The sequence below is a fragment of the Paenarthrobacter sp. FR1 genome (assembly GCF_051106045.1).
Classification (GTDB): Bacteria; Actinomycetota; Actinomycetes; order Actinomycetales; family Micrococcaceae; genus Arthrobacter; species Arthrobacter nitroguajacolicus_A.
On record NZ_JBPFSF010000015.1, the window covers coordinates 10,346 to 31,307 of the forward strand.

25 protein-coding genes are annotated in these 20,962 nt (G+C 65.9%); all 25 read right to left on the reverse strand.

Going from position 1 to position 20,962, the window contains the following annotated elements:
• Nucleotides 1–2: 2 nt before the first annotated feature.
• A complete protein-coding gene (locus ACR30Z_RS21210; protein ID WP_434374515.1) occupies nt 3–941 on the reverse strand; it encodes a hypothetical protein in 939 nt (312 codons plus the stop codon).
• Nucleotides 919–2,970, reverse strand: a complete 2,052-nt coding sequence (locus ACR30Z_RS21215; RefSeq protein WP_434374516.1) for a flagellar biosynthesis protein FlhA — start codon at nt 2,968–2,970, stop codon at nt 919–921. Before ACR30Z_RS21215 ends, ACR30Z_RS21210 begins: the two co-directional genes overlap by 23 nt.
• Nucleotides 2,967–4,052, reverse strand: coding sequence for an EscU/YscU/HrcU family type III secretion system export apparatus switch protein (locus ACR30Z_RS21220; RefSeq protein WP_434374517.1), 1,086 nt, complete (start codon nt 4,050–4,052; stop codon nt 2,967–2,969). The genes ACR30Z_RS21215 and ACR30Z_RS21220 overlap by 4 nt, the downstream gene beginning before the upstream one ends.
• Nucleotides 4,053–4,811 (reverse strand): flagellar biosynthetic protein FliR, encoded by a 759-nt coding sequence (locus tag ACR30Z_RS21225; RefSeq protein WP_434374518.1) that lies wholly within the window; start codon nt 4,809–4,811, stop codon nt 4,053–4,055. It abuts the gene before it with no gap.
• A 1-nt stretch (nt 4,812) separates the two neighbouring features.
• Nucleotides 4,813–5,088, reverse strand: a complete 276-nt coding sequence (gene fliQ / locus ACR30Z_RS21230) for a flagellar biosynthesis protein FliQ (protein ID WP_434374519.1) — start codon at nt 5,086–5,088, stop codon at nt 4,813–4,815.
• On the reverse strand, nt 5,088–5,834 hold the full coding sequence (gene fliP, locus ACR30Z_RS21235; RefSeq protein ID WP_434374578.1) for a flagellar type III secretion system pore protein FliP: 747 nt from the start codon (nt 5,832–5,834) through the stop codon (nt 5,088–5,090). The genes fliQ and fliP overlap by 1 nt, the downstream gene beginning before the upstream one ends.
• A gap of 107 nt (nt 5,835–5,941) precedes the next feature.
• A complete protein-coding gene (gene fliO, locus ACR30Z_RS21240; protein WP_144652554.1) occupies nt 5,942–6,478 on the reverse strand; it encodes a flagellar biosynthetic protein FliO in 537 nt (178 codons plus the stop codon).
• Complete coding sequence (gene fliN / locus ACR30Z_RS21245; protein ID WP_434374520.1) at nt 6,479–7,195, reverse strand: flagellar motor switch protein FliN; 717 nt, start codon at nt 7,193–7,195, stop codon at nt 6,479–6,481. It abuts the gene before it with no gap.
• Nucleotides 7,192–8,088: a flagellar motor switch protein FliM gene (locus ACR30Z_RS21250; protein WP_144652552.1), complete on the reverse strand. Its 897-nt coding sequence runs from the start codon at nt 8,086–8,088 to the stop codon at nt 7,192–7,194. The genes fliN and ACR30Z_RS21250 overlap by 4 nt, the downstream gene beginning before the upstream one ends.
• A 73-nt stretch (nt 8,089–8,161) precedes the next feature.
• Nucleotides 8,162–8,983, reverse strand: coding sequence for an OmpA/MotB family protein (locus tag ACR30Z_RS21255; RefSeq protein ID WP_434374521.1), 822 nt, complete (start codon nt 8,981–8,983; stop codon nt 8,162–8,164).
• Nucleotides 8,980–9,798, reverse strand: a complete 819-nt coding sequence (locus tag ACR30Z_RS21260; protein WP_144652550.1) for a motility protein A — start codon at nt 9,796–9,798, stop codon at nt 8,980–8,982. Before ACR30Z_RS21260 ends, ACR30Z_RS21255 begins: the two co-directional genes overlap by 4 nt.
• A gap of 3 nt (nt 9,799–9,801) precedes the next feature.
• Complete coding sequence (locus ACR30Z_RS21265; protein WP_434374522.1) at nt 9,802–10,101, reverse strand: flagellar FlbD family protein; 300 nt, start codon at nt 10,099–10,101, stop codon at nt 9,802–9,804.
• Nucleotides 10,102–10,194: 93 nt separating this feature from the next.
• The gene (locus ACR30Z_RS21270; protein WP_434374523.1) at nt 10,195–10,425 is read right to left on the reverse strand and encodes a hypothetical protein; all 231 of its coding nucleotides are present in this window, start codon (nt 10,423–10,425) and stop codon (nt 10,195–10,197) included.
• A gap of 26 nt (nt 10,426–10,451) precedes the next feature.
• On the reverse strand, nt 10,452–11,624 hold the full coding sequence (locus tag ACR30Z_RS21275) for a flagellar hook protein FlgE (RefSeq protein WP_434374524.1): 1,173 nt from the start codon (nt 11,622–11,624) through the stop codon (nt 10,452–10,454).
• Between the two features lie 34 nt (nt 11,625–11,658).
• Nucleotides 11,659–12,096: a flagellar hook assembly protein FlgD gene (locus tag ACR30Z_RS21280; protein ID WP_144652546.1), complete on the reverse strand. Its 438-nt coding sequence runs from the start codon at nt 12,094–12,096 to the stop codon at nt 11,659–11,661.
• A gap of 14 nt (nt 12,097–12,110) precedes the next feature.
• Nucleotides 12,111–14,111 carry a flagellar hook-length control protein FliK gene (locus ACR30Z_RS21285; RefSeq protein ID WP_434374525.1) on the reverse strand — a complete coding sequence of 667 codons (2,001 nt, stop codon included), beginning with the start codon at nt 14,109–14,111 and terminating at the stop codon, nt 12,111–12,113.
• Nucleotides 14,111–14,782: a C40 family peptidase gene (locus ACR30Z_RS21290; RefSeq protein WP_434374526.1), complete on the reverse strand. Its 672-nt coding sequence runs from the start codon at nt 14,780–14,782 to the stop codon at nt 14,111–14,113. The genes ACR30Z_RS21285 and ACR30Z_RS21290 overlap by 1 nt, the downstream gene beginning before the upstream one ends.
• Nucleotides 14,779–15,204, reverse strand: a complete 426-nt coding sequence (locus ACR30Z_RS21295; protein ID WP_144652542.1) for a flagellar FliJ family protein — start codon at nt 15,202–15,204, stop codon at nt 14,779–14,781. Before ACR30Z_RS21295 ends, ACR30Z_RS21290 begins: the two co-directional genes overlap by 4 nt.
• Nucleotides 15,201–16,538, reverse strand: a complete 1,338-nt coding sequence (locus ACR30Z_RS21300; protein WP_434374527.1) for a FliI/YscN family ATPase — start codon at nt 16,536–16,538, stop codon at nt 15,201–15,203. Before ACR30Z_RS21300 ends, ACR30Z_RS21295 begins: the two co-directional genes overlap by 4 nt.
• Complete coding sequence (locus tag ACR30Z_RS21305) at nt 16,535–17,164, reverse strand: FliH/SctL family protein (protein WP_434374528.1); 630 nt, start codon at nt 17,162–17,164, stop codon at nt 16,535–16,537. Before ACR30Z_RS21305 ends, ACR30Z_RS21300 begins: the two co-directional genes overlap by 4 nt.
• A complete protein-coding gene (gene fliG, locus ACR30Z_RS21310; RefSeq protein WP_144652539.1) occupies nt 17,148–18,176 on the reverse strand; it encodes a flagellar motor switch protein FliG in 1,029 nt (342 codons plus the stop codon). The genes ACR30Z_RS21305 and fliG overlap by 17 nt, the downstream gene beginning before the upstream one ends.
• Nucleotides 18,173–19,807, reverse strand: a complete 1,635-nt coding sequence (fliF, locus tag ACR30Z_RS21315) for a flagellar basal-body MS-ring/collar protein FliF (protein ID WP_144652538.1) — start codon at nt 19,805–19,807, stop codon at nt 18,173–18,175. The genes fliG and fliF overlap by 4 nt, the downstream gene beginning before the upstream one ends.
• Nucleotides 19,807–20,121, reverse strand: coding sequence for a flagellar hook-basal body complex protein FliE (locus ACR30Z_RS21320; RefSeq protein WP_434374529.1), 315 nt, complete (start codon nt 20,119–20,121; stop codon nt 19,807–19,809). The genes fliF and ACR30Z_RS21320 overlap by 1 nt, the downstream gene beginning before the upstream one ends.
• Nucleotides 20,121–20,513 (reverse strand): flagellar basal body rod protein FlgC, encoded by a 393-nt coding sequence (locus ACR30Z_RS21325; protein ID WP_434374530.1) that lies wholly within the window; start codon nt 20,511–20,513, stop codon nt 20,121–20,123. Before ACR30Z_RS21325 ends, ACR30Z_RS21320 begins: the two co-directional genes overlap by 1 nt.
• Nucleotides 20,513–20,854, reverse strand: coding sequence for a flagellar basal body rod protein FlgB (gene flgB, locus ACR30Z_RS21330; protein WP_434374579.1), 342 nt, complete (start codon nt 20,852–20,854; stop codon nt 20,513–20,515). The genes ACR30Z_RS21325 and flgB overlap by 1 nt, the downstream gene beginning before the upstream one ends.
• Nucleotides 20,855–20,962: the final 108 nt, after the last annotated feature.

Consider the following 20,962-nt stretch of genomic DNA (forward strand, 5'->3'; position numbering starts at 1 on the left):
TTTCAATGTACCTTTCCGAAGGCCGGCGCGGTGGCCGGATTGCCGTCGACCCAGCCAACGGGAATGCCGAGTCCATCAATCGTCTCCGGACTTGCTGTTTCTGACGCACCAATGACGGCGAGCGCGCTCACTGCCGCAGACTCCCCCGCCAGTAAGCCTTGGAGGGCCTGCACCCAAATCCTGGTGTCCTCGTGCTTGTGCCGGGCGTCCGCGACGATCCAGAGCTGGTCGGCGGCGAGGCTCGCGATGTGGGCGGCCGTCGCCGGGACGTCGCGCGGCCGTCCGAGCCCGAAGGCCACCACCACGGTCTGTCCGGTCAGCACCGCCTGGGCGCGAGCCGCCGTCGCGCCTTGCCTGCCCTGCACGTGGAGGTGACCGAAGGCGCTGAGCCCGCCGGCGGTGCGTACGTCCGAGCCACCTGCAGCGATGGACATCGCCAAGGCGGGTCCGAGGGCGTCGTCCCCGAGGCCCAAGAGCATGATGAGGTTTCCGTCGCCCGTCATCGGGGCAGGGACCGGAACGGGGACAGCGGCCGACGGCGGCAACGTCACCTGAAGGGGCACGGGTGGCGCCGGCGAAGCTGGCTGGAGTTCCTTGCCCAGCTGTTCCAGCAGGCCTGCGAAGTCCGGCGAGGCCGTGGATACCGGCGCGGGGGCGGGCTTGTGGAACTCGAGTTCGGCTGCGTCGGCGCGTTCCAGCAGGGCTGCCATAGCCGGACCATGCAGCTCGTGAACAGGGCCGGCCGGAGTAACCGGAGCAGCGACCGCAACCTCTGCAACCTCCACCGTCGCCTCGAACCTGGCAGCTGCGAACAAGCCCACAATGCCCGGGTTGGTGACTTTCTCGGCTGCAATGATCCGCGCCCCTGGCCCGTACTGCTGCAGGGCTTTTTCCTTGATGGCTTCCAGCGACGCGCCGCTAAGCTTGTAGCGCTTCTGCATAACGGACCACCCCCACCGTCTCGATGCGGATGTTGGCGGACGTCACTTCGCGGTACGACAAGACGGGAACACCGCCGTCGGGAGCGGCCACGAGGCGGCGGATGGCTGGACGCAAGGCCGGCGCGCACACCAGCACAGCTTCCCGTCCCGCGGCGGCAGCGCCGTCGACCGCGGACTTCAGCGAGGTGAGGACGCCGTCGAGCTTCGCCTGACCCATGACAATTTGTGTGCCGCCTTCGGCCGGGCGCATGTCCTCCAGCATGGACTGTTCCAGCAGGGGGTCGATCATGACCACGTTGAGCGCTGCGCCATCGAGGTACTTGTTCGCCAGCACCGGCCCGAGGGAGTGCCGTGCAGACTCGATGAGCGCCTCAGGATCGGTGGAGACCTTGGCCCGCAACGCCAGTGCCTCGTATATCCGTGGGAGATCGTTGATGGGAACCTGCTCCTCCAGGAGACCCTGCAACACGCGCTGGATCTCGGCCAAGGACAGCAGGCTTGGCGTGAGTTCCTCCACGGCGGACGGACTCTGCTTACGGACCCCTTCGGTGAGCACGCGGACGTCCTCACGGGTCAGGAGCCGCGCCGCGTTGGCCGAGATGATCGAGGACAGGTGCGTCACCAATACGGACACCCGATCGATCACGGTGGCGCCGGTCATTTCCGCACTGTGCCGCATCTCCGTGGGAACCCACTTGCCGGACAGCCCGAAGACGGGTTCCACGGTTGCGGTTCCGGGCAAGGCATCCAGGAACTCGCCCAGGGCGAGGAGCTTGCCCGACGGCGCCACTCCCCTTCCAGCCTCGACGCCGGCGATGCGGATGGCGTACGTGGACGGTGGAAGGTCCATCGCGTCCCGGGTCCGGACGGGCGGAACCACGAGCCCGAGCTCCATGGCGATCTTGTGGCGCAAGGACCGGACACGGGCCAGCAGGTCATCGGAGGCGCCGGAGACGATGTCCACCAGATCCGGAGCCAGCAGGATCTCGACAGGATGGACGCGCATGTCTTCCATGAGCCGTTCGTTGGGGTCCTCGTCCCCGATCACGGCAGCAGCGTTCTCCGCTTCCTGGGCTTCCGCGTGGAGCTTCTGTTGTGTGGCTACGCGCCGCGAAGCGAGGACCAACAGTGCTCCCACCACCACGAACGGAAGAATGGGCATCCCTGGAATGAGGGCCATGCTCCCGGCCGCCAGCCCGGCAATCAGCAGGGCGTTGGGCGATTGCATCAGCTGCGAGGAAGCCGTGCGGCCCATGTCCTCTTCAGCATTGGACCGCGTAACGATCATGCCGGTGGAGACAGCCATGAGGAGGGCCGGGATCTGGGTGACCAGGCCGTCGCCCATGGTCAGGAGGCCGTAGGTGTTGAGGGCATCTCCGGCGTCCATGCCGCGCTGCAGCACGCCAATGGCGATGCCACCTACAAAGTTGATGATGATAATGATGATGCCGGCGATGGCATCGCCCTTCACGAACTTGGACGCACCATCCATGGCGCCGTAGAAGTCGGCCTCGGCAGAGACTTCGGCCCGGCGTTTCCGGGCCTCGGCATCGGTGATGAGTCCGGCGTTGAGGTCGGCGTCGATGGCCATCTGCTTGCCGGGCATGGCGTCCAGGGTGAAGCGTGCGCCCACCTCGGCAACACGTTCGGCGCCCTTGGTGACCACCACGAATTGGATCACCACCAGGATGAGGAACACCACGGCGCCAATGATCAGCGAGCCGCCTACCGTGACTTTGCCGAAGGCCTCAATGACTTGCCCTGCGAATCCCTGGCCCAGCACCAGGCGCGTGGACGCGACGTTGAGTCCCAGACGGAACAGTGTGGCAACGAGCAACAGGGACGGGAAGACCGAGAAATCCAGGGGCTTCTTCACGAACATGCTGGTCAACAGAATCAGGAGAGCCAGCAGGATGTTGCAGACAATCAGGAAGTCGAGCAGCGGGGCCGGCAGCGGAACTACCAGCAGCAGGACAATACCTACGATGCCAACCGGCACGGAAAGCCGGGCGAATTTGTTGTTCTTCATGCCTGGAAACCCTCTTTCATACTGTGTATGCCCCGTGCAGTGCCCCGCGTCTTCAGCGACATCACAAAGGCCAGCACGGCCGCCACGGAGCGATACAGCTCAACCGGAATCTCCTGGCCCAGCTCGCAGGCTGAGTGCAGGGCCCGCGCCAGGGGGATGTCTTGGACCATGGGCACTCCCTTGGTTTCGGCTTCCTCCCTGATGCGGGCAGCGATGAGCCCCGACCCCTTGGCGACGACGCGAGGTGCCGATTTGCCGGCGTCGTACTTCAACGCAACTGCCACGTGCGTCGGGTTGACCAGCACCACGTCGGCGTCCCCGATCGCGCCGATCATGCGGTTGCGGCTCATGCTGAGCTGGCGGGACCGCCGCTGCGATTTGATGAGGGGGTCGCCGTCGGTGTTTTTGTTCTCGTCCTGGACTTCCTTCTTGGACATCCGGGTCTTCTTGCGGTTGCGGCGCATCACCACAAAGATGTCCGCCGCTGCCAACACCAGGCCCGCGGCCACGGCAAACTGGATGAGCGCGCCGATGCCGCCGGCTGCGGCCGCGAGCACGCCGGCAACCGGCAGTCCGCCGGCCGTCAACAGCACGGGCATCAGCCCCTGCACCACGGCGTACAGGACAAGACCCACGACGGCGGTCTTCAGCAACGCTTTGACCCCTCCCCAGAGTGCCTGGCCACCGAACATCCTCTTGAAGCCCGCGAGCAGGTTGAAATGCTCGAACTCGGCACGGAACTTCTTGAACCGGATGCCGCCCTGCAACGCTGATCCGGCCAGCACCACCACGGTGACGACCAGGAGCAGCGGCCCCAGGATTCCGGCCAGGGAACCCAGCCCTCCTTCGAGGGCGGCCACGGCTTTGGCGGGGTCGGGTTCGGCGATGACGCTCTTCACGGTGAAGAGCTGGTCCACGGCGGCGTTGGAGGCGTGGTCGATGGTTGCCGGGAGCATCGCGGCAGCGGCGCCCACGGCCAGCCACGCCATGAGGTCCTGCGATCTGGAGAGCTGGCCCTTTTCACGGACCTCGCGCATGCGTTTGTCCGTGGCCTGCTCGGTTTTTTCCTGTGAATCCGCCATTCAGCCCACCCCCATCAAAGTATTGGCCGCTTGCTCGGCGAGGGTTGCTACGAGCCTGGGCAGGGCCAGGAACAGGAAACCGGCCAGCGCCAGGGTGATGAAGATCTTCAGGGGGAAACCCAGTGCGAAGGCGTTGAGGGCCGGGGCGACGCGGGTGAGGAGCCCAAGTCCTACGTCGGCCAGCACCAGCACCACCAGGAGCGGGCCGGCGATCTGGACTGCGGCCAGGAACATCCCGGTCACGGCACCGACCATGGCTTCGACAGGCTGGCTAAGGTCGATCCCGCCCGCCAGCGGCAACGCGTTGAAGCTCCCGGTGAGGCCGCCGATGACCATCTGGTAACCGTCCGAGGCAAAGAGCAGGGCGAGGGCCGCCATCTGCATGAGCCGGGTGAACTGGGCACCGTTGACCATCATTTGCGGGTCGAACGCCTGGGCCATCTGGAAACCGCTGAAGAGATCCACCAGGCTGCCGGCGGACTGGATCGCAGCGAAGATCACCATCACCAGGAAACCGAGGGCCAAGCCTGTGACCAATTCCAGGACGACGGCAACGACGAACCCGGCAGTGTCCGCCGGAACGGCGTCCGCAGACAGCCGCTGGGAGATCGCCAGGCCCAGGCCGATCCCCAGCATCGCCTTGACGCGGGCCGGGATGGCATGGTGGGCGAAGGGCGGGGCCACCACCAGGAAAGCCGTCATGCGGACCGATGCCAGCAGCAGGACCTGGATCCACGACTGGTCGATGGGAATGTCCACCTCACGCTCCGCCGATCAGCCCTGGGATGCGTGCAAACAGCTCATTGGTGAACGCGACCATTTCCGAGATCATCCAATGGCCGCAGACCACCAAGGCGATAGCGACAGCCACAGCCTTGGGGACGAAGGACAGGGTGGCTTCCTGCAGCTGGGTGATGGATTGCAGGAGGGAAATGGCAAGGCCGACCACCAAGGCGGTGATGAGGGTAGGCGCAGCAAGTTTCACCGCGACGATCATGGCCTGGAGGCAGATGTCCAGGACTGCATTGGTATCCATCAGCCGCTCGAATAGCTCTGGATCAGGGACGTAATCACCAGTCCCCAACCGTCCACCAGGACAAACAACAGGACCTTGAACGGCAGGGAGATCATCACCGGCGGGAGCATCATCATGCCCATGGACATCAAGGCCGCCGAGACCACGAGGTCGATCACCAGGAACGGGATGAAGATGACAAATCCGATGATGAACGCGGCCCTGAGCTCGGAAATCATGAACGCCGGGACCAGCGTCTGGAACGGGACGGACTCCGGGTTTGCCGGGTTGTCCATCTTCGCGGCCCGGGTCATCAGGGCGATGTCCTCCTCACGGGTGTGGGCCAACATGAAGTGCTGCAGCGGCGACCACCCAGCGGACATGGCTCCGTTGAAATCCAGTCCGCCGTTCAGGTAGGGCTGCACGGCAACGGTGTTGATATCCGAGACCACGGGCCACATGACAAACAAGGAGAGGAACAGGGCCAGTCCCGCCAGGACCTGGTTGGGCGGAATGGCCGGCAGAGACAGAGCGTTCCGGGTCATGGCCAACACCACGAAGATCTTGGTGAAGGACGTCATCATCAGCAGCAGCGCCGGGGCCACCGAGAGCAGCGTGATTCCGATGAGTGTCACGACGGCCGTGGAGGGTGTCCCGTCCAAGCCGTTGATGTCGATACTGACGTTTCCGCCGGATTCCGGTGCTGCGGGAGGGGTTGGCGGCGTCGGCTGGGTGGGGTCAATGGGTGTGGCGTGGCCGGCAGCCATTCCAAGCCAGAGCAAAGCTGCCGTGAGCAGCACAATCCCCACTACGGACCAAAGTGGCGGCACGCAATGCGATCTCCGGCGGGCCAGGCCCGAACCAGCGGAACGAATCAATTGCGGCGTCCCCTGATGGCGTCCGAGGCTTGGCGCCAGGTGGAGGCGGACAGGATGGAGCCGTGGAGGGGCGCAGCCTGTCGGGCGGGATCAACCGCGCGGTGCGGCTGGCTGCCACGGTGGAGTTCACTGCGCCGGCGCAGTACGGGCAGCGATCCCGTCACGGGACCGAGCGGATCAGCGCGAGGCGTCGCACGCGGTTCGCCCGAGGCCTGCCGGAACAGCTCAGCGAAGCTCGCCGACGACTGCTCCTCCTCAGTTTCGGCGGTCTCCGCAACAACAACAGGAGCATCACTGCTGTGGAGTACGGTGACCGCATGCTCCGTGACGCCGAGCAGGAAGCGCTTGTCCCCGGCATCGACCACCACCACTGAGGCCTTTTGTCCCACGACCTGGCGGCTGACCACCGTGAGGGCAGCGTCGGCGCGTCGTCGGCCCTTGCCTTTGCCGAGGCGCTTCTGGACGAACCAGATCAGCCCCAGCACGGCGCCCAAAGCCACGAGCACACGCAGCCCGAGGATGAATGAGTCCATCTAGAACGTTCCCTCTGACCCGTCCAGGATGCGGGTGATGCGGACGGCGTAGTCCTGGTCCACCACCACTACCTCGCCATGGGCGATCAGCCGGCCGTTCAGCAAAACATCGGCTGGGGCCCCGGCCGAGCGGTCCAGCTCAATGACGCGTCCCGGTTCCAGTGCCAGCGCGTCCCGGACGGACATCCGGGTTCGCCCGATTTCCACCGTCAGCGCCATTTCCACGTTGCTGATGAGGCCCAACCGGGCGGCCATTTCACTGTCCTGGCTGCTCCGGAAGCCGGGGTCCGGCACAGCACCGTTGTCCCGCACCCGCACGGCGAACCAGCCAAAGGGGGCAGCGCCGTCGTTGAGTTCGAAAACGGCGGTTGCGGGGTCGGACAGGAGCCCTGCGGCGTCTTCCTCGCGCACCTCCCCCAGCACGCCGGCGTCGAATGCTGACGCGGCCTGTTCCAAGGCGGGACGCAGGACATCGCCGGCCTGTACGGCACCCACCAGCCCGGAACCGCCTGCGGCGGCCAGGAACGAACGGTCCACCAGCAGCAGGGCGAAGTCCGCCGTCGAGGCGCCCACGAAGGTGGCGGTCATTGCCGGGGATGCGTACGCGGCCGCGTCCTGAGCCGGCACGATGCCCGCGACGCGCAGCGTGGAGGCACTGGGAAGGTTACGGGCAAGGCGTTCGGCAGCGGCCGCCTGAAGGGTCAAGATGTTGCTCATCGCTGGTGCTCCTCGGTTGTGACGATGACGGCGGCGGCGCGGGCGCCGTGACGGGCAGCCGCGGCGGTGGCCAGGCGGGTGCCGTTGATGGTGACGTCGAACGGCCGGTTCTCCAGGTGCGGCAGCGGCAGGACATCGCCGACGGCGAGCCCCAGGATCTGCGCGGGAGTCACCGGTGCGGGGGTCAGCTGGACGGCAACGTCCACCGGGACCTGCGCCAGTTGCGTACGGACCAGTGCCTCGTTGTCCACGCTGTGGACGGTGGGGTTCACGTCTCCAAGGCGGGAGAGGAGGACGTCGGCGGGAATGGCCAAGGTGGCGGCACAGTGGTTCTCGCCCACGTTGACACTGAAGGAGGCCACAATCATGAGTTCCGACGGCGCAGCAGCCTGGGCGAACTGGGAGTTGTACTGGACGCCATCCATGGTCACAGCCTGGGTCAGGAGGTTACCCAACGAATACCGGAGGTCCTCCAACACTTCCTCCACCATGCGGGAAACCAGCGCGTGTTCGATCTGCGTGAATTTCCGCTCCGGAACCGCAGTATCCGTGGAACCGCCCAGCATCCGGCTCAGCCAGGACAGCGCAGCCGTTGCGGGGAACTGGATCACCAGGCGGGACTCGCTGCCGTCGATCCTGCACAACACCATGGAGGTGACGGAAGGCAGGGACGCAGAGTACTCGTCGTAGCTCTGCATGCTCAGCTGTTCCAGCGTGGCCGTAGACTTCAGCCGGACCTTGGCGGTCAGCTGCGTACCCCACTGCCGGGCGAAGGTCTCAAACGCCACTTCCAGCACGCGGCTGTGCTGGCGCGGCAAAGTGGTGGGTCGGCGGAAGTCATAGACATCCACCGTGCGCTGGCGTCCTGCCGCGCGATCTTCCTGTTCTCCCACGGACGGCACTATCGGCAGGACAGCACCGGACGTAAGGCATTCTCCGAAGGACTATCCGGTGACCGCACGGAGGCTACTTTGCGGCCTTTGCTGCCGCCGCTGATTCCTGGTTCTGCGCTTCAATGGCGCCCGGGATCAATGCACGGACATCCTCCGGGCTGGCGGACAGCAACACCACGTCCACTCGCCGGTTCAGCTCCATCAACTCCTCCGTGGAATCATCCGTCACCTGGCGGGCAGCACCGAATGCCACTGCGCCGATCCGTCCGGGCGGCATGCCCGAGTTGTCAACGAAATACCTCAGGACATTGACCGACCGCGCTGCCGAAAGCTCCCAGGTGGAAGCGAAAGCCGTGATGCCCTTGGCTGCGTGGCCCTCCACCATGACCTCCAGGCCGGACCCCACCACGGTGGGAGCGATGGTGTTCAGGATCTGGACGGCCTTGGGCGTGAGGTCAGGCATGTCCGGCTGGAAGAACGTCTGGGAGCCCACGAGCTTCACCGTCAACCCGCGCTCCCCCACCACGAACTGCACATTGGCCGCCAAACCCTGCGCTTCCAGTTTGGACTGCATGGCCCCTTGCAAGGCTGTGAGCTTGTCAGCCTCCTTGATGGCCAGGTCCAACGCCGAGAAACCCTCGCCATTGGACGTAGCGAGTTCGGCCGGCACCACAACGCCACTGGCAGTGTCCACTTTTTGGCTGATCTCCGTGCCGAAACCCGTGGCCAAGGAATTGCGCAGTTTCTCAAACTTGACCTGGTCCACCGAGGACATGGCGAACAGCACAATGAACATGCACATCAGCACGGTGACCATGTCCATGTAGGAAGCCATCCAGCGTTCGTCGACGTGGTGCTCTTCGGGCTGGGAGCCGCGCCTCCTGCGGGACCTCATGCTGCCCTGGACGCCGAAAGCTTACCGGGCTTGCCGCCGTCGTCCGCTTTGTCCTTGGCTTGCTTCGGCTTGCCCTTCGCCTCGGCAGGAGCCATGGCTCGGAGCCGTTCAGCCAGCAGCAGCGGTTGGGTGCCGTTCTGCACCGCCAACAACCCCTCCATGAGGAGCGTCATGCGCTCAATGTCCAACTCGGACAGGCGCTTGAGCTTGGCACTGAGCGGCAGCCAGATGAAGTTCGCGGACAACAGGCCCCACAAGGTGGCCACGAAGGCTGCGGCGATCATCGGGCCCAGATGATCGGGCGAGGACAAGTTTTCCAGGACGTGGGTCAACGAGACCACGGTTCCGATGATGCCGATGGTGGGCGCATACCCGCCCAGCGCGGCGAAGAACTTGGAGGAAACGTGGTCTGCTCGCATTTTGGTGTCGATCTCGTCCTCCATCAAGAGGCGGAGTTCCTCGGCATCGGTGCCGTCGGCGATGTTCTGGAGAGAGCGCTGCAGGAACGGGTCCTTGGCGTTGTTGGCCTCCTCCTCGAGGGACAGCAGGCCGTCGCTGCGGGCTTTCTCCGCGAGACGGACCAGCTCGTCAATGCTCTCCGTTGGCTTGGCGGGCTTACCGATGAAAGCTTTGGGAACGTCCTTGAACGCCTGGAGGACATCTTGGAAGGTGTTTCCGGCCAACCCCACGGCGATGGTGGCCCCGAAGACCAGGATCATGGGAGCGGGCAGGAGCAGCGACATGAGGTTCGCATGCTCCAGGGTGACCATGGCCACCACGGATGCAAAGGCCAGCAGCAGGCCGACGATTGTCATGGACTACCTTCCGTTCGGGTGGTTGGGTTCCGGGTCTTTCGCAGGCTCCTCCGGCTCCTCCGGCTCCGGCGACCGGACCAGGCTGAGGGGGTAACCCGTCACCGCAGGAAGATCGTGGGCGCGGCGAAGCACACTCGCGCGGTAATTCGCGATCAGCTCCACCACCTCGGCGAGCGATTCCCGCACAACGTAAGCGGCGCCGTCGAGCGTCACCAGATGGGTGTCCGGACTCTCATGGATCCGTTCAAGGATGTCCGGATTCACGGCGAAGCGTGTGCCGTTCAGGCGGGTGACAACGATCATGGTCTGGTCTGCTTTGGCTGGGGGAGGTGGTTCTTTCCCCTACTGTCGGCCACAGACGACGCGGCGTTAGGAAGGCGGCCGGATCACCGCCTTCTATGCCGGGCTTAACGCCTGCGTCGGAACCACGACCGTCGCCACTGAACGCATGGCATGTGCCAGATACGGCACAAATGCGCGCTGCTGCGGGCCATCACCTTCAACCTTGTGATCGGCAACGGGGAACGCACAGGTGACGGCAGCCGCCGTGCTGGAGTCGGTAGCCACGGCGGGAAGGACGTCCCGCCGTGCCCTGACCGGCCAGCTGCCGGCGAGCGGTGAGGGCACGGAAGACAGTCACTTTCTCCGGGCGGTTAGCGCTTCAGGTTGCTCAGTTCCTGCAAGACCTCATCGGAGGTGGTAATGATGCGGGCATTGGCCTGGAACCCACGCTGCGCCACGATCAGGTTGGTGAACTCCTGCGACAGGTCCACGTTGGACATCTCCAGCGAACCCGAGGTCAGCGAACCAAGTCCTCCTTCACCTGCGCCGCCCAGCTGGGCGGCACCGGAGTTGGCCGTGGCAACGTAGGTGGAGCCGCCGGCCTTCTCGAGGCCTTCGGGGTTGGTGAAGCGGGCCAGGGCCACGCGCGCCAGGACTTCCTTGGCGCCGTTGCTGAAGGAACCGATCAAGGAACCGTCGCCGGCCAGGGTGAAGGATTCCAGTTCGCCGGCTTCGGCGCCGTTCTGACCGGTGACAGCCAGCGTGTTCAGCTGCGCGAAGCCGGTGACAGCCCCCATGTTCACAGTGATTCCGCCAACCGTCATGGTCCCAGCGGACGTCAGTGCGCCGTTGGCGAAGGTGAGGGTGGAGGCGCCGGTAGCACCGTTGGCGTCCGCACCTGCCACGTTCCAGCCAGTGGCTGAGCGGCTGAACGTCAGGGTAAGGCTGCGTTCTGCTCCGTTGGCGTCGAACACCTTGACCTGGCGCTCAACCGAGGTCCCCACGGCTGCGTCCGACGGCAAGTTGCCGCCAAGGGTGGCGGTGGTCGTGGCAACCGCCGGGGCGGTGGTGTCCGGGGACAACGTGATAGGCCCCGTGGCTCCGCCCGTGTTCACCACACCGCCGGTGGCCTTCCAGCCCTGGAGGATGCCGCCGTCGGGACTGACCAAGCGGCCCGAAGCGTCCATCTGGAAGTTGCCGGCACGTGTGTAGTACTGCTGCGTGCCCTTGCCGGTAACGAAGAAGCCCTCGCCCGAAATCATCAGGTCAGTGCCGCGGCCGGTGCTCTGCGATGAGCCCTGGCCGAAGTTGGTGCTGACGCCGGCAACGCGGACGCCCAGGCCCACCTGTGCCGGGTTGGAACCGCCCACATCCTGCTGCGGACCGGCCGCGCCCTGCGTCATCTGCGAGAGCGTGTCCTGGAACTGCGCCGACGACGTCTTGTAGCCGGTGGTGTTGACGTTGGCAATGTTGTTGCCGGTGACGTCCAGCATGGTCTGGTGGGCGCGGAGGCCGGAAATTCCGGAGTACAGCGAACGGAGCATGGTGTTGCCTTTCTTCGGGTGAAGTTGGTGGGAATCAGCTGGTGGGAGGGGTGGTTGCGTGCGAGGCAGTCATGCCGGTGATCAGGTCCAACGGCACCTTGGCGCTACCCACGGTCACCGTCGGAACACCATCGGCAAAGGAGACCGCGCCGGCGACCCCATCGCCCTTGGTCCCGTCGGCCAGGGTGTAGCTCACGTGGGTCCCGATGATCTGCGCCGCAGCGGTACGCATCTGCAGCGAGAAGCTCTCCTTGGCACCTGCCGTCAGCTCGGTCATCTTCTCCATCATGGAAAGCTGCACCGATTGGCTCATCATCTGGTTGGTGTCCATGGGTGCGCTGGGGTCCTGGTACCTCAGCTGCGTCACCAGCAAAGACATGAAGACCTCCGAATCCATGGACTTGACCGGGGTTCTTGGTGCGCTGCCCGACGCTGCGCCGTTGTTGGCCGCTATTGCGGGAATAGTTGTCATGCTCGTCTCCTTCTTCAGACCAGGATGTCCAGGCGGTTTGGGCTGCTCGGTCCGCGTACGACGCCGGGTGGCAGCTGCGGTTGGGCATCGGCCCCTTCAGGCACTGCCTCGCCGGAGCCGGCCTTCGTGGAGCCTCGGAGCCGGGCATCCGGGTCACGTGTTCCGCTTCCGGGTCCGGCGCCCTGCCCTGTTCCTTGACCGGGATCTCTGCCGCTGCCTTGGCCGGGGTCCTTTCCAGCATCGGGCGGGCTGTTTTGCGGAGAAAGGCTCAGGCTCGCCCCGGAGTCTTCGAGGCTTCGCCGCAGCTCCGGAAGGACATGCCGCACCGCTTCCCTGCCGGCGTCCCCGGGTGCGAACAGTTCGATCCGCACGCCCGCGGCGTCGACGTGTGCCCTGACCGTGAGGGGTCCAAGGTCGTCCGGGGCCACCCGCAGCGTCATCACGTGTTCCCCTGGTGCCGCCGACACCAGTGAAAAGAGTGGCGTGAGAAGTTGAGGAGCGAGGGCGGGCTGGGGTGGCGTGGACGGGGGTACGGGTGGTGCCGCAGAAGTCAGAGGGGGCGTGATGGGCTGGGGCGGTGGAGGCTGCAGGGCCGGGGTGATGTGGGGCGCCGTCGGGGTGTGGGGCGCCGGCTGGGTTTGGGGCGCCGGCTGGGTTTGGGGCGCCGGCTGGGTTTGGGGCGCCGGCTGGGTTTGGGGCGCCGGCTGGGTTTGGGGCGCCGGCTGGGTGCCCGATTCGGGGGTTGGCTGCGAAACATGCCGTGCGCGCGGCACATCCTGCAGCGGGGCATCGAAGTGGGCAGCAAACGACGTCCCGGGCCCAGGGTTCGGGGCTCGCCCAGCATCGCCTGAAGGAGTTGGCTGAGTTGGCTGAGTTGGCTGAGGGCCGACGACACCCGCGGCACTCCCCGTCAGGCCGGGCAGGCCAGCACCCGCCGCGCTCCCCGCGTTCCCGGAGGTCGCGGGTGCGCCCGATTCGGGGGTTTGCTGCGAAACATGCCGTGCGCCCGGCACATCCTGCAGCGGGGCATCGAAATGGGCAGCAAACGACGTCCCAGGCCCAAGGTTCGGGGCTCCCCCAGCATCGCCTGAAGGGGTTGGCAGAGTTGGCTGAGTTGGCTGAGGGCCGACGATACCCGGAGCACTCCCCGCGTCCCCGGAGGTCGCGGGTGCGCCCGATTCGGGGGTTGGCTGCGAAACATGCCGTGCGCGCGGCACATCCTGCAGCGGGGCATCGAATCGGGCAGCAAACGACGTCCCAGGCCCAGGGTTCGGGGCTCCCCCAGCATCGTCTGAAGGGGTTGGCAGAGTTGGCTGAGGGCCGACGACACCCGCCGCGCTCCCCGCGTCCCCGGAGGTCCCGGGTGCGCCCGATTCGGGGGTTGGCTGCGAAACATGCCGTGCGCGCGGCACATCCTGCAGCAGGGCATCGAATCGGGCAGCAAACGACATCCCGGGCCCAGGGTTCGGGGCTCCCCCAGCATCGTCTGAAGGAGTAGGCAGAGTTGGCTGAGTTGGCTGAGGGCCGACGACACCCGCGGCGCTCCCCGCGTTCCCAGAGCTTGCGGGTGCGCCCGATTCGGGGGTTGGCTGCGAAACATGCCGTGCGCCCGGCACACCCTGCAGCGGGGCATCGAATCGGGCAGCCGGGTCCACTGCCGGCCTGGACCCGAGTGCTCCCATTTCGTGCGAGAGCTCCGAATTGCTCGGCCCCGAACTAAAAACAGGCTGTGCTCCGAGAGCTACCTGCACTCCGAGAAATTCCTGCGCCCCGGGAGCGGGCTGCGAATCCTTGGAAGGGGAAACCGGAGCCTGTTCGGAAGCCATCACGGCGTCGAATGCTCCGGCGTTTGAAGACCCGCCGGCAAAGAGTGCCAGCCCAGCGCGTCGGGCCCCGGCACTCCCGGAGTCCAAAACTCCACGGGCGCTCTCCGCTCGTAAAACTCCGGTACTCCCGGCCCCCAATCCGCCTCGGCCAACGGATCCACCGGCCGGACCTCCCACCACCGCCTGCATCACGAACCCCCAGCAGGGACGATGCGGCGAATCGAGGTCAGGTTGGAGTACTTCTCCCAAGCGTCCCGGATCTGGATGGTCTGGCCGGGCACGGGAGCGTCGATGGCTTTGCCGTTGCCCAGATAGATGGAGATGTGCTCGCCGCCGTAGCTGACAAGGAGGTCCCCGGGCTTCGCCTCAGCCAGGGAAGCGACGGGAGTACCCTTCTGCATTTGGTCGCTGACGACGCGTGGAAGCTCAACACCCAGATCCTTGAAAACCCGCTGCACAAAGCCGGAGCAATCCATGCCCACCGCTGCATTCGTTCCGCCCCAAACGTAAGGCACGCCGATGTACTTCTTGGCCGCTGCAACCACGGCGTCACCCGAAACGGATCCGCCGCTGGTGCCGACCGCCGCCGCCCCAGCGGTCGCCGTCGTACTTCCAGCAGCTGGCAACAACGAGTTAAGGCCCACTGAGCCCATCCCGGAGGCCACGGAACCGGAGGCCACGGAACCGGCCGAGGAAGTCCCCATGGCGCTGCTCAAAGCCGAAGCAAACGACGCCGCGTCGGCCGCAGTCGCGGCGTTAGAAGCCGGCGAGGAAGCCGTGGAAGCACGTGTGCCCTGGGCCAACTGCTGCAGCGAGGCTTCGATGCTGTGGATTCGCCCGATGGCCTCGGTCATGCTCATGAGCCGGCCTTCCTGTGCCACGCCGTGGAGGCAATCTCGTCCAGGACACCTTGCTCGGCACGGAGCACGGTTGCGGCGTACTCGGCGTCGTGCCGGACTTCGAGCTTCTCCAGTCCCACGGCCCTGCGCTTGGCCTCCGTGTATTCGGCCCGCGCCCCGGCAGCTTCCGCCTCGGCGCTCGCGGCCAAGGCTTCCAGCTCCGCGAGCATGCTTTGCGACGATGCGCGTGCGGCGGCGATAGCCAGCAGGGACGCTGAATCGCCGGCGTTCCCGGCAGATTCTGCCAAGGCTTCACGGGCTTCCGCCCGCCGCACGCGCAACGACGCCGACCTCGAGTTGGCCGCTGCCAACCCGCTTTCCGCAGATTTCTGTTCGGCTTGCCGCAGCCTCAAGAGCCCGGCCAGGGAAAATTGTCGGTTCATGCGGCTCCTTCAAAGTGTCCAAAGTGCGCTGAAAGTCGGGAAAGCTGTGCCCAGGCATCGCTGTGGTGCGTCGATTCGTCCATGGGCTGCCGCAGGAACTGGTTGATCGCGGCCTCGTGGTCCAGGGCGGCATCCACCAGCGGGTTGCTGCCGTGCCGGTAGGCGCCGACGTCGATCAGGTCCTGCGCGCTGCGCCTCGCCGCCAGCACCTTCCGGAGCGTGACGGCGAGCGCCGTGTGCTCCCGCGGGTTCACTTTGGACGCCACGCGCGACACCGAGCCCAGGACGTCCACGGAGGGAAAGTGTCCGGTGACGGCGAGTTTCCGGTCCAGGACCACGTGGCCGTCCAGGATGGAGCGGGCTGCGTCGGCGATGGGTTCGTTGTGGTCGTCGCCGTCCACCAGGACGGTGTAGATGCCCGTGACGGAGCCGGTTTCCGCGGTTCCGGCGCGTTCCAGGAGTCGGGCCAGGACGGAGAAGGTCGACGGCGGGTAGCCGCGCGTTGCTGGTGGCTCACCTGCGGAGAGGCCGATCTCGCGCTGCGCCATGGCCACCCGGGTGAGGGAGTCCATCATGAGCACCACGTCCTTGCCTGCTTCACGGAAGGACTCGGCGATGCGGGTGGCGGTGACGGCAGCCCGGAGCCGCATGAGGGCGGGTTCGTCGGAGGTGGCAACCACCACTACGGAGCGGGCCAGGCCTTCGGGTCCGAGGTCATCCTCGAGGAATTCGCGGACTTCACGGCCGCGCTCCCCCACCAGGGCAATCACGGAGACTTCAGCGTCGGTTCCGCGGGCCACCATGGACAACAGCGAGGATTTGCCCACGCCGGACCCTGCGAACAGGCCCATGCGTTGCCCACGACCCAACGTGGTCATGGTGTCCAGGACGCGGACTCCGGTCTGCAGGGGCGTGTCGATGCGTGCCCTGCTCATGGCGGTCGGTGCTTCCTGGTCCAGCGGGACGCGCAGGGAAGGCGGCAGCGGCCCCTTGCCATCGATCGGCCGGCCCAGGGCATCAAGCACCCTGCCGAACAGCCCGGTACCCGTGGGCACCAGCATAGGGGTGCCTTTTGCCCGCGCGGGAGCTCCGGCGGCAACTCCGGTCAAACGGCCCAGGGGCATGCACCGCACAGCCCCACTGACCGAGGCGACCACTTCGGCGTCGAGGGTTTCAACCCCCGAGCCGACCGTGACCAGCTCACCCACCGCACAGTTCAGCCCCGCGATCTCAAGGCCCAGGCCGAGGACGGAGGTGACCGTCCCGACGCGTTGCGGAGCGGCTGCGGCCACGGCTGCGTGGAAGCGCCCTGCGTGTGGCCGGTACGCCGTCACCGCTCCACCCCGAGCAGCGCTTGCCTGGCCCGTTCCAGTGCGGAGCCGATGCGGGCATCGATCCAGCCGTCAGGGTACTCCCCGACGGCGTCGCCCGGGTTGAGCGCGGCATCGGCCTTCAGCTCAACTCCGGCAACGTCCACGACGCCGGAGGCCGCGAGCGCGGCGAGGTCGCCCGGGTTGAGGCGTACTTGGGTGACGTGTTCGACGCCGGTGCTGCCGCGCCCTTGCGTTCCCAGCGCGCGTTCCAGCGCGGCCCGCGCGGTGTTCTGCCCCTGTGCAAGTTCGTAGCCAAGGATCGCCTCAGCGAGTTCGATTGCTCCGGCGGCCAGCACATCCTGAACTTCGTCCATGGCGACTTCCTGACGTCGCTGCGCCGCGTTGGCCGCTGCCTGCAGAAGCTGGACGGCCCGAGCCACAGCCGAGCGGCCGGCGTCGAGCGTTTCGTCATGCTCAGCGCGCAACCTGGCTTGGAGGTGGAGCTGTTCAGCGGCTGCGGCTTGCATCCCTGCGGCGTAACCGGCGGCGTGCCCTTGGACGAAGCCACGGTCGGATTCGCTGGAACGGTCGTCGGAGGCAACCGACGGGAATGTGACGCGAGTGAAGTGCTCAGTAGACAAAGTCATCCTCGTCTCCACGCCGGACCACGATCGCGCCTTCGGCTTCGAGCTCGCGGATGGATCGGACAATCTCGGCCCGCGCTTCTTCCACCTGCGAGGCCCGGACGGGGCCGGACGCGGCCATCTCGGACTCGAGGATTTCGAGGTTGCGGCCTGACATGTTGGCGCGGACGGTGTCCAGGACTACCGGTGGGGCGCCCTTCATGGCCACGGCCAAGACGTTGGCGCTGACCCCACGGAGGATCTGCTGGATGTCCCGCGGTTCCAGCTTCACGATGTCCACGAACGTGAGCATGCGTGCGCGGACTTCAGTGGCGAGCTCAGGGTCGAGGGTGCCCAGGCCGTCCAGGACCGAGCGTTCTGTGGTGACGTCGGAGCGGTTGATGATGTCCACCAGGGGTTGGATGCCGCCGACGATCTCGTTGGATTTCCGCTGCGACATCACAGCGCCGGCCCGGATCTTGAGGGTCTCGGCCACGATGCCCACCGCTTCGGGGGAGGCGGAGCCCATGGTGGCGATGCACCGGGCAACCTCGATCCGCTGCGTATCACCCAGGCCGGACATCACCGCGGAGGCCTTGCCCGGCCGCAGGTGGGCGAGGACCAGGGCGATGGTCTGCGGCAGTTCCCCGTCGATCAGCGCAAGGATCTGGCCGGGATCCATCATTTCCAGGAATTCGAAGGACTTCCCGGCCATGGTGGACGCGAGGCGATCCATGAATCCAGCGGCTTTGTCTGCGCCGAAGGACGCTTCGAGGAGTCCGACGGCGAATTCCTGGCCACCGCGGGCAGTCCGGCGACCGCTGACGGCCAGTCCGTGAAACTCGTTGATGACGTGGTCCGCCACTACTGAGGACACACGGCGGAGCCGGACGATTTCAGCGGCAATGTCCTCGGCTTCGGTTTCCGAGAATTGGGCCATGACCGAGGCTGCGCTGGTGGGACTCATCTGCATGAGCACCACCGCCACCTTCTGCACTCCGTTCAACGCCGAGGCTTCCGGGACGGTGTGGCTCATACGGATTGCCTTTCATCCATGAGTCCGCGCAGGTACTCGGCCGTGCGAGCCGGATTGTCCGCCACCATGGCTTCGATCTGGGCACGCTTCAGCTCGCCGTCCAGTGCCTCCGAACCCGGGAGCGGCAACGCGGGAGTGGGTGCGATCGGGGTCGGCGGCTGGATGGAGCTAAGTTCGATGGCGGTGGTCGGCGGTCCGGTGAGTGCCGGCGTCGGAATGGCTTCCGGCAAGGCGTCGTAATCGGTCCGTTCGCCGAGGTCCACAGGCTCACGGCGCTGGCGGCGCTTGAGGGTGATAAGCACCGCCACGATGAGTGCGATGGCAGCCAACATGATGCTGCCGGCAAGAATGAGCGTGTTCATCAGCGCGGCGTCCTTGGCTGCTTCCGCGTCCGCCTGAGCAGCGCCGAGGGCTTCGGCTGCCTTGTCTGCCGCGGCGGTACTGAACGGGAGGACCTCCACAGTGACCACGTCCCCCCTGGCGGCATCTATCCCGGCCGCGGAGGTGACCAGTGCGCGGACCGAGTCCACGTTGACGCCGCCCGCCGCGGCTTGGTTGATGGCCACGGAAATGGTCTGGCGCTTCACGGCTCCTTGCGGGATGGTCCGGTCTTCGGTGACTTTGTTGACGGCGTTGTTCTTGGTGGTGTCGCTGGAGTCGTAGCTTCCGTTGCCTTCAGTGCCGCCCGGGACTGCGATGTTGTCCGGGCCCAGGACGCCCGCGGCGCCGCCACCGGTGCCGGTGTACTTTTCAGTCTTGGTGGTTTCGCTCAGGGCAGGGGTGTCTGCGGCGGGTGTGAACGTTTCGCTGCGCTGCTGGGCGGATTCGGCTGTGACATCTGCTGCGACGGCCACAGTGGCGTTTCCTGGACCCACCACGCTGTCCAGGACTGCCCGGACGGCGTCCGAGGTGCGCTGCTGGTAATCGGCGGCCTGCTTGGAAGAGGACCCCGTGGCTCCCGCGCCCACAGTGGAGAGGACGTTGCCCTGTGAATCGACAACCGAGACGTTGGTGGGTTTCAGGTTCTCGATGGCCGCCGACGTCAAGTGCACAATGGCCTGGACCTTGTCCGAGGACAACGTGGTGCCGGGTTGGGTTTCCACGAACACGGACGCCGTGGCCTCCGGGGTGGTGTCAACGAAGACCGACTTCTCAGGGATCGCGAGCCGGACCGCTGCGCTCTTGACGCCGTCCATCGCCTGGACCGTGGTGCTGAGTTCGCCCTCAAGGGCCCGCTTGTACGTGACCGACTGCTGGAACTCGGAGGATGTGACGCCCAGTTTGTCCAGCAGGGAATAGCCGGTGGCCGCAGCTGACGGGAGCCCCGCGGCGGCAGCCTTGAGGCGCTCGTCGTATACCTTGTCTTCCGGGACCAGGATGGTGGAGCCGCCGTTGCTCAGCTCGTAGGGAATGTTGTCCTTGCGGAGCTGCTCCACGATGCTGTTGGCGTCAGTGTCCTTCAACCCGGAAAACAGCGGCGAGTAGGCAGGCTTTCCCAGCCATGCCGTCAGCGCGACGCCGCCAAGGACCAGCACGGCCACGCCCAGGATCGCGAGGGTCCGCTGCGCGGGCGAGAACGCTTGGATGCCGCTGCCAAGCTTGCGGAAGAACTGGGAAATCCCGGGTGGCATCAGGCCTGCATCCTCATGATCTCGTTGAACGCGTCAATGCCCTTGTTCCGCACGGCGGCCACCAGCTCGAACGTGACCTGGGCGCGCGTCGACGCAAGGGTTGCTTTGTGAATGTCGTCCAGGTTGCCCGTCACCGCGGACACCGCCAGTTCCTTGGACGTTGACTGCAGTGACTGCAAATTGTCGACGGCGCCAGTCAGGGCGGTGCCGAAGTCGCCGCCGGTGGAGGCTGGCTGTGCCGTTCCCACCCTTCCAGCGCCGACGTAGCCGGTGTCGGTGACACCTTGGATGGCTTCAAGAGGGCCCAAGGCCATCAGGATTTTCCTATCTCGAGGGCGGCCAGGTACGTCTCGCGGGCCCTGTCCACCACTTGTGCGTTGGCCTGGTATCCGCGCTGGGCGATGATCAAAGTGCCCATTTGCTCTGCCATGTCGATGTCCGGGTACCGGACGTTGCCGTCGGCGTCAGCCAAGGGGTGGTCCGGTTGATGGACGATCCTGCCCTCACCGTCACCGAGTGGTGTGCTCGTGACGTACACGCCGTCACCGTTGTTGCCCTCGGCGGCCTCGACGTAGCGCGCACGGAAAGCCTCGCCGTCGGTCCTCGATGCGTTGTTCATATTGGCAAGGTTGTCCGAGACCGCATCCAGCCATTTGCGGTGGACGGTCAGCGCCGAGCCGGCGATTCCGATTGCGTCGAAGGTCATCAGTTGGTCCTCAACGCGGTGCGGAGGGAGGTGAATTCGCCGGCTGCGGCCCTCGAGGCGAACTGGTACCGGAGCACGGTGTCAATGTTGGACAGGGTTTCGGTGTCCAGATTGACGTTGTTGCCGTCTGTCCGGGTTGGCTCATCGGACGGGGAGATCGAGGCCTTCACCGTGCCGTCACCGGAACGCACCGAGGCCGCCAACTGATCTTCGAAGGAGACCCGTTTGGCCCGGTAGTTGGGGGTGTTCACGTTCGCGATGTTGTTCGCGATGGTGCGCTGGCGCAAGGAAAGCGCGTCCAGGGCGCTTGCCAAGGCGGCGGAAGTCACGGATTCAAGCACAAAGTCCTGCCTGGTGGTGTCGTAAGGCCAATCCGTGGCCATGCCTCGAGCGATCCCTGCTCAGCATCAGCTATCGGCAGTGTTCAAAAGCCCGTTAGCAAAATTGGC

What these genes read in the sequence shown, in the direction of transcription:
- ACR30Z_RS21210 (WP_434374515.1), bottom strand. Translation starts at nt 941, where the DNA reads ATGCAGAAGCGCTACAAGCTTAGCGGCGCGTCGCTGGAAGCCATCAAG.
- ACR30Z_RS21215 (WP_434374516.1), bottom strand. Translation starts at nt 2,970, where the DNA reads ATGAAGAACAACAAATTCGCCCGGCTTTCCGTGCCGGTTGGCATCGTA.
- ACR30Z_RS21220 (WP_434374517.1), bottom strand. Translation starts at nt 4,052, where the DNA reads ATGGCGGATTCACAGGAAAAAACCGAGCAGGCCACGGACAAACGCATG.
- fliQ (WP_434374519.1), bottom strand. Translation starts at nt 5,088, where the DNA reads ATGGATACCAATGCAGTCCTGGACATCTGCCTCCAGGCCATGATCGTC.
- fliP (WP_434374578.1), bottom strand. Translation starts at nt 5,834, where the DNA reads ATGGCTGCCGGCCACGCCACACCCATTGACCCCACCCAGCCGACGCCG.
- fliO (WP_144652554.1), bottom strand. Translation starts at nt 6,478, where the DNA reads ATGGACTCATTCATCCTCGGGCTGCGTGTGCTCGTGGCTTTGGGCGCC.
- fliN (WP_434374520.1), bottom strand. Translation starts at nt 7,195, where the DNA reads ATGAGCAACATCTTGACCCTTCAGGCGGCCGCTGCCGAACGCCTTGCC.
- ACR30Z_RS21255 (WP_434374521.1), bottom strand. Translation starts at nt 8,983, where the DNA reads ATGAGGTCCCGCAGGAGGCGCGGCTCCCAGCCCGAAGAGCACCACGTC.
- ACR30Z_RS21260 (WP_144652550.1), bottom strand. Translation starts at nt 9,798, where the DNA reads ATGACAATCGTCGGCCTGCTGCTGGCCTTTGCATCCGTGGTGGCCATG.
- ACR30Z_RS21265 (WP_434374522.1), bottom strand. Translation starts at nt 10,101, where the DNA reads ATGATCGTTGTCACCCGCCTGAACGGCACACGCTTCGCCGTGAATCCG.
- ACR30Z_RS21275 (WP_434374524.1), bottom strand. Translation starts at nt 11,624, where the DNA reads ATGCTCCGTTCGCTGTACTCCGGAATTTCCGGCCTCCGCGCCCACCAG.
- ACR30Z_RS21280 (WP_144652546.1), bottom strand. Translation starts at nt 12,096, where the DNA reads ATGACAACTATTCCCGCAATAGCGGCCAACAACGGCGCAGCGTCGGGC.
- ACR30Z_RS21285 (WP_434374525.1), bottom strand. Translation starts at nt 14,111, where the DNA reads ATGCAGGCGGTGGTGGGAGGTCCGGCCGGTGGATCCGTTGGCCGAGGC.
- ACR30Z_RS21290 (WP_434374526.1), bottom strand. Translation starts at nt 14,782, where the DNA reads ATGAGCATGACCGAGGCCATCGGGCGAATCCACAGCATCGAAGCCTCG.
- ACR30Z_RS21295 (WP_144652542.1), bottom strand. Translation starts at nt 15,204, where the DNA reads ATGAACCGACAATTTTCCCTGGCCGGGCTCTTGAGGCTGCGGCAAGCC.
- ACR30Z_RS21305 (WP_434374528.1), bottom strand. Translation starts at nt 17,164, where the DNA reads ATGACTTTGTCTACTGAGCACTTCACTCGCGTCACATTCCCGTCGGTT.
- fliG (WP_144652539.1), bottom strand. Translation starts at nt 18,176, where the DNA reads ATGAGCCACACCGTCCCGGAAGCCTCGGCGTTGAACGGAGTGCAGAAG.
- fliF (WP_144652538.1), bottom strand. Translation starts at nt 19,807, where the DNA reads ATGCCACCCGGGATTTCCCAGTTCTTCCGCAAGCTTGGCAGCGGCATC.
- ACR30Z_RS21320 (WP_434374529.1), bottom strand. Translation starts at nt 20,121, where the DNA reads ATGGCCTTGGGCCCTCTTGAAGCCATCCAAGGTGTCACCGACACCGGC.
- ACR30Z_RS21325 (WP_434374530.1), bottom strand. Translation starts at nt 20,513, where the DNA reads ATGACCTTCGACGCAATCGGAATCGCCGGCTCGGCGCTGACCGTCCAC.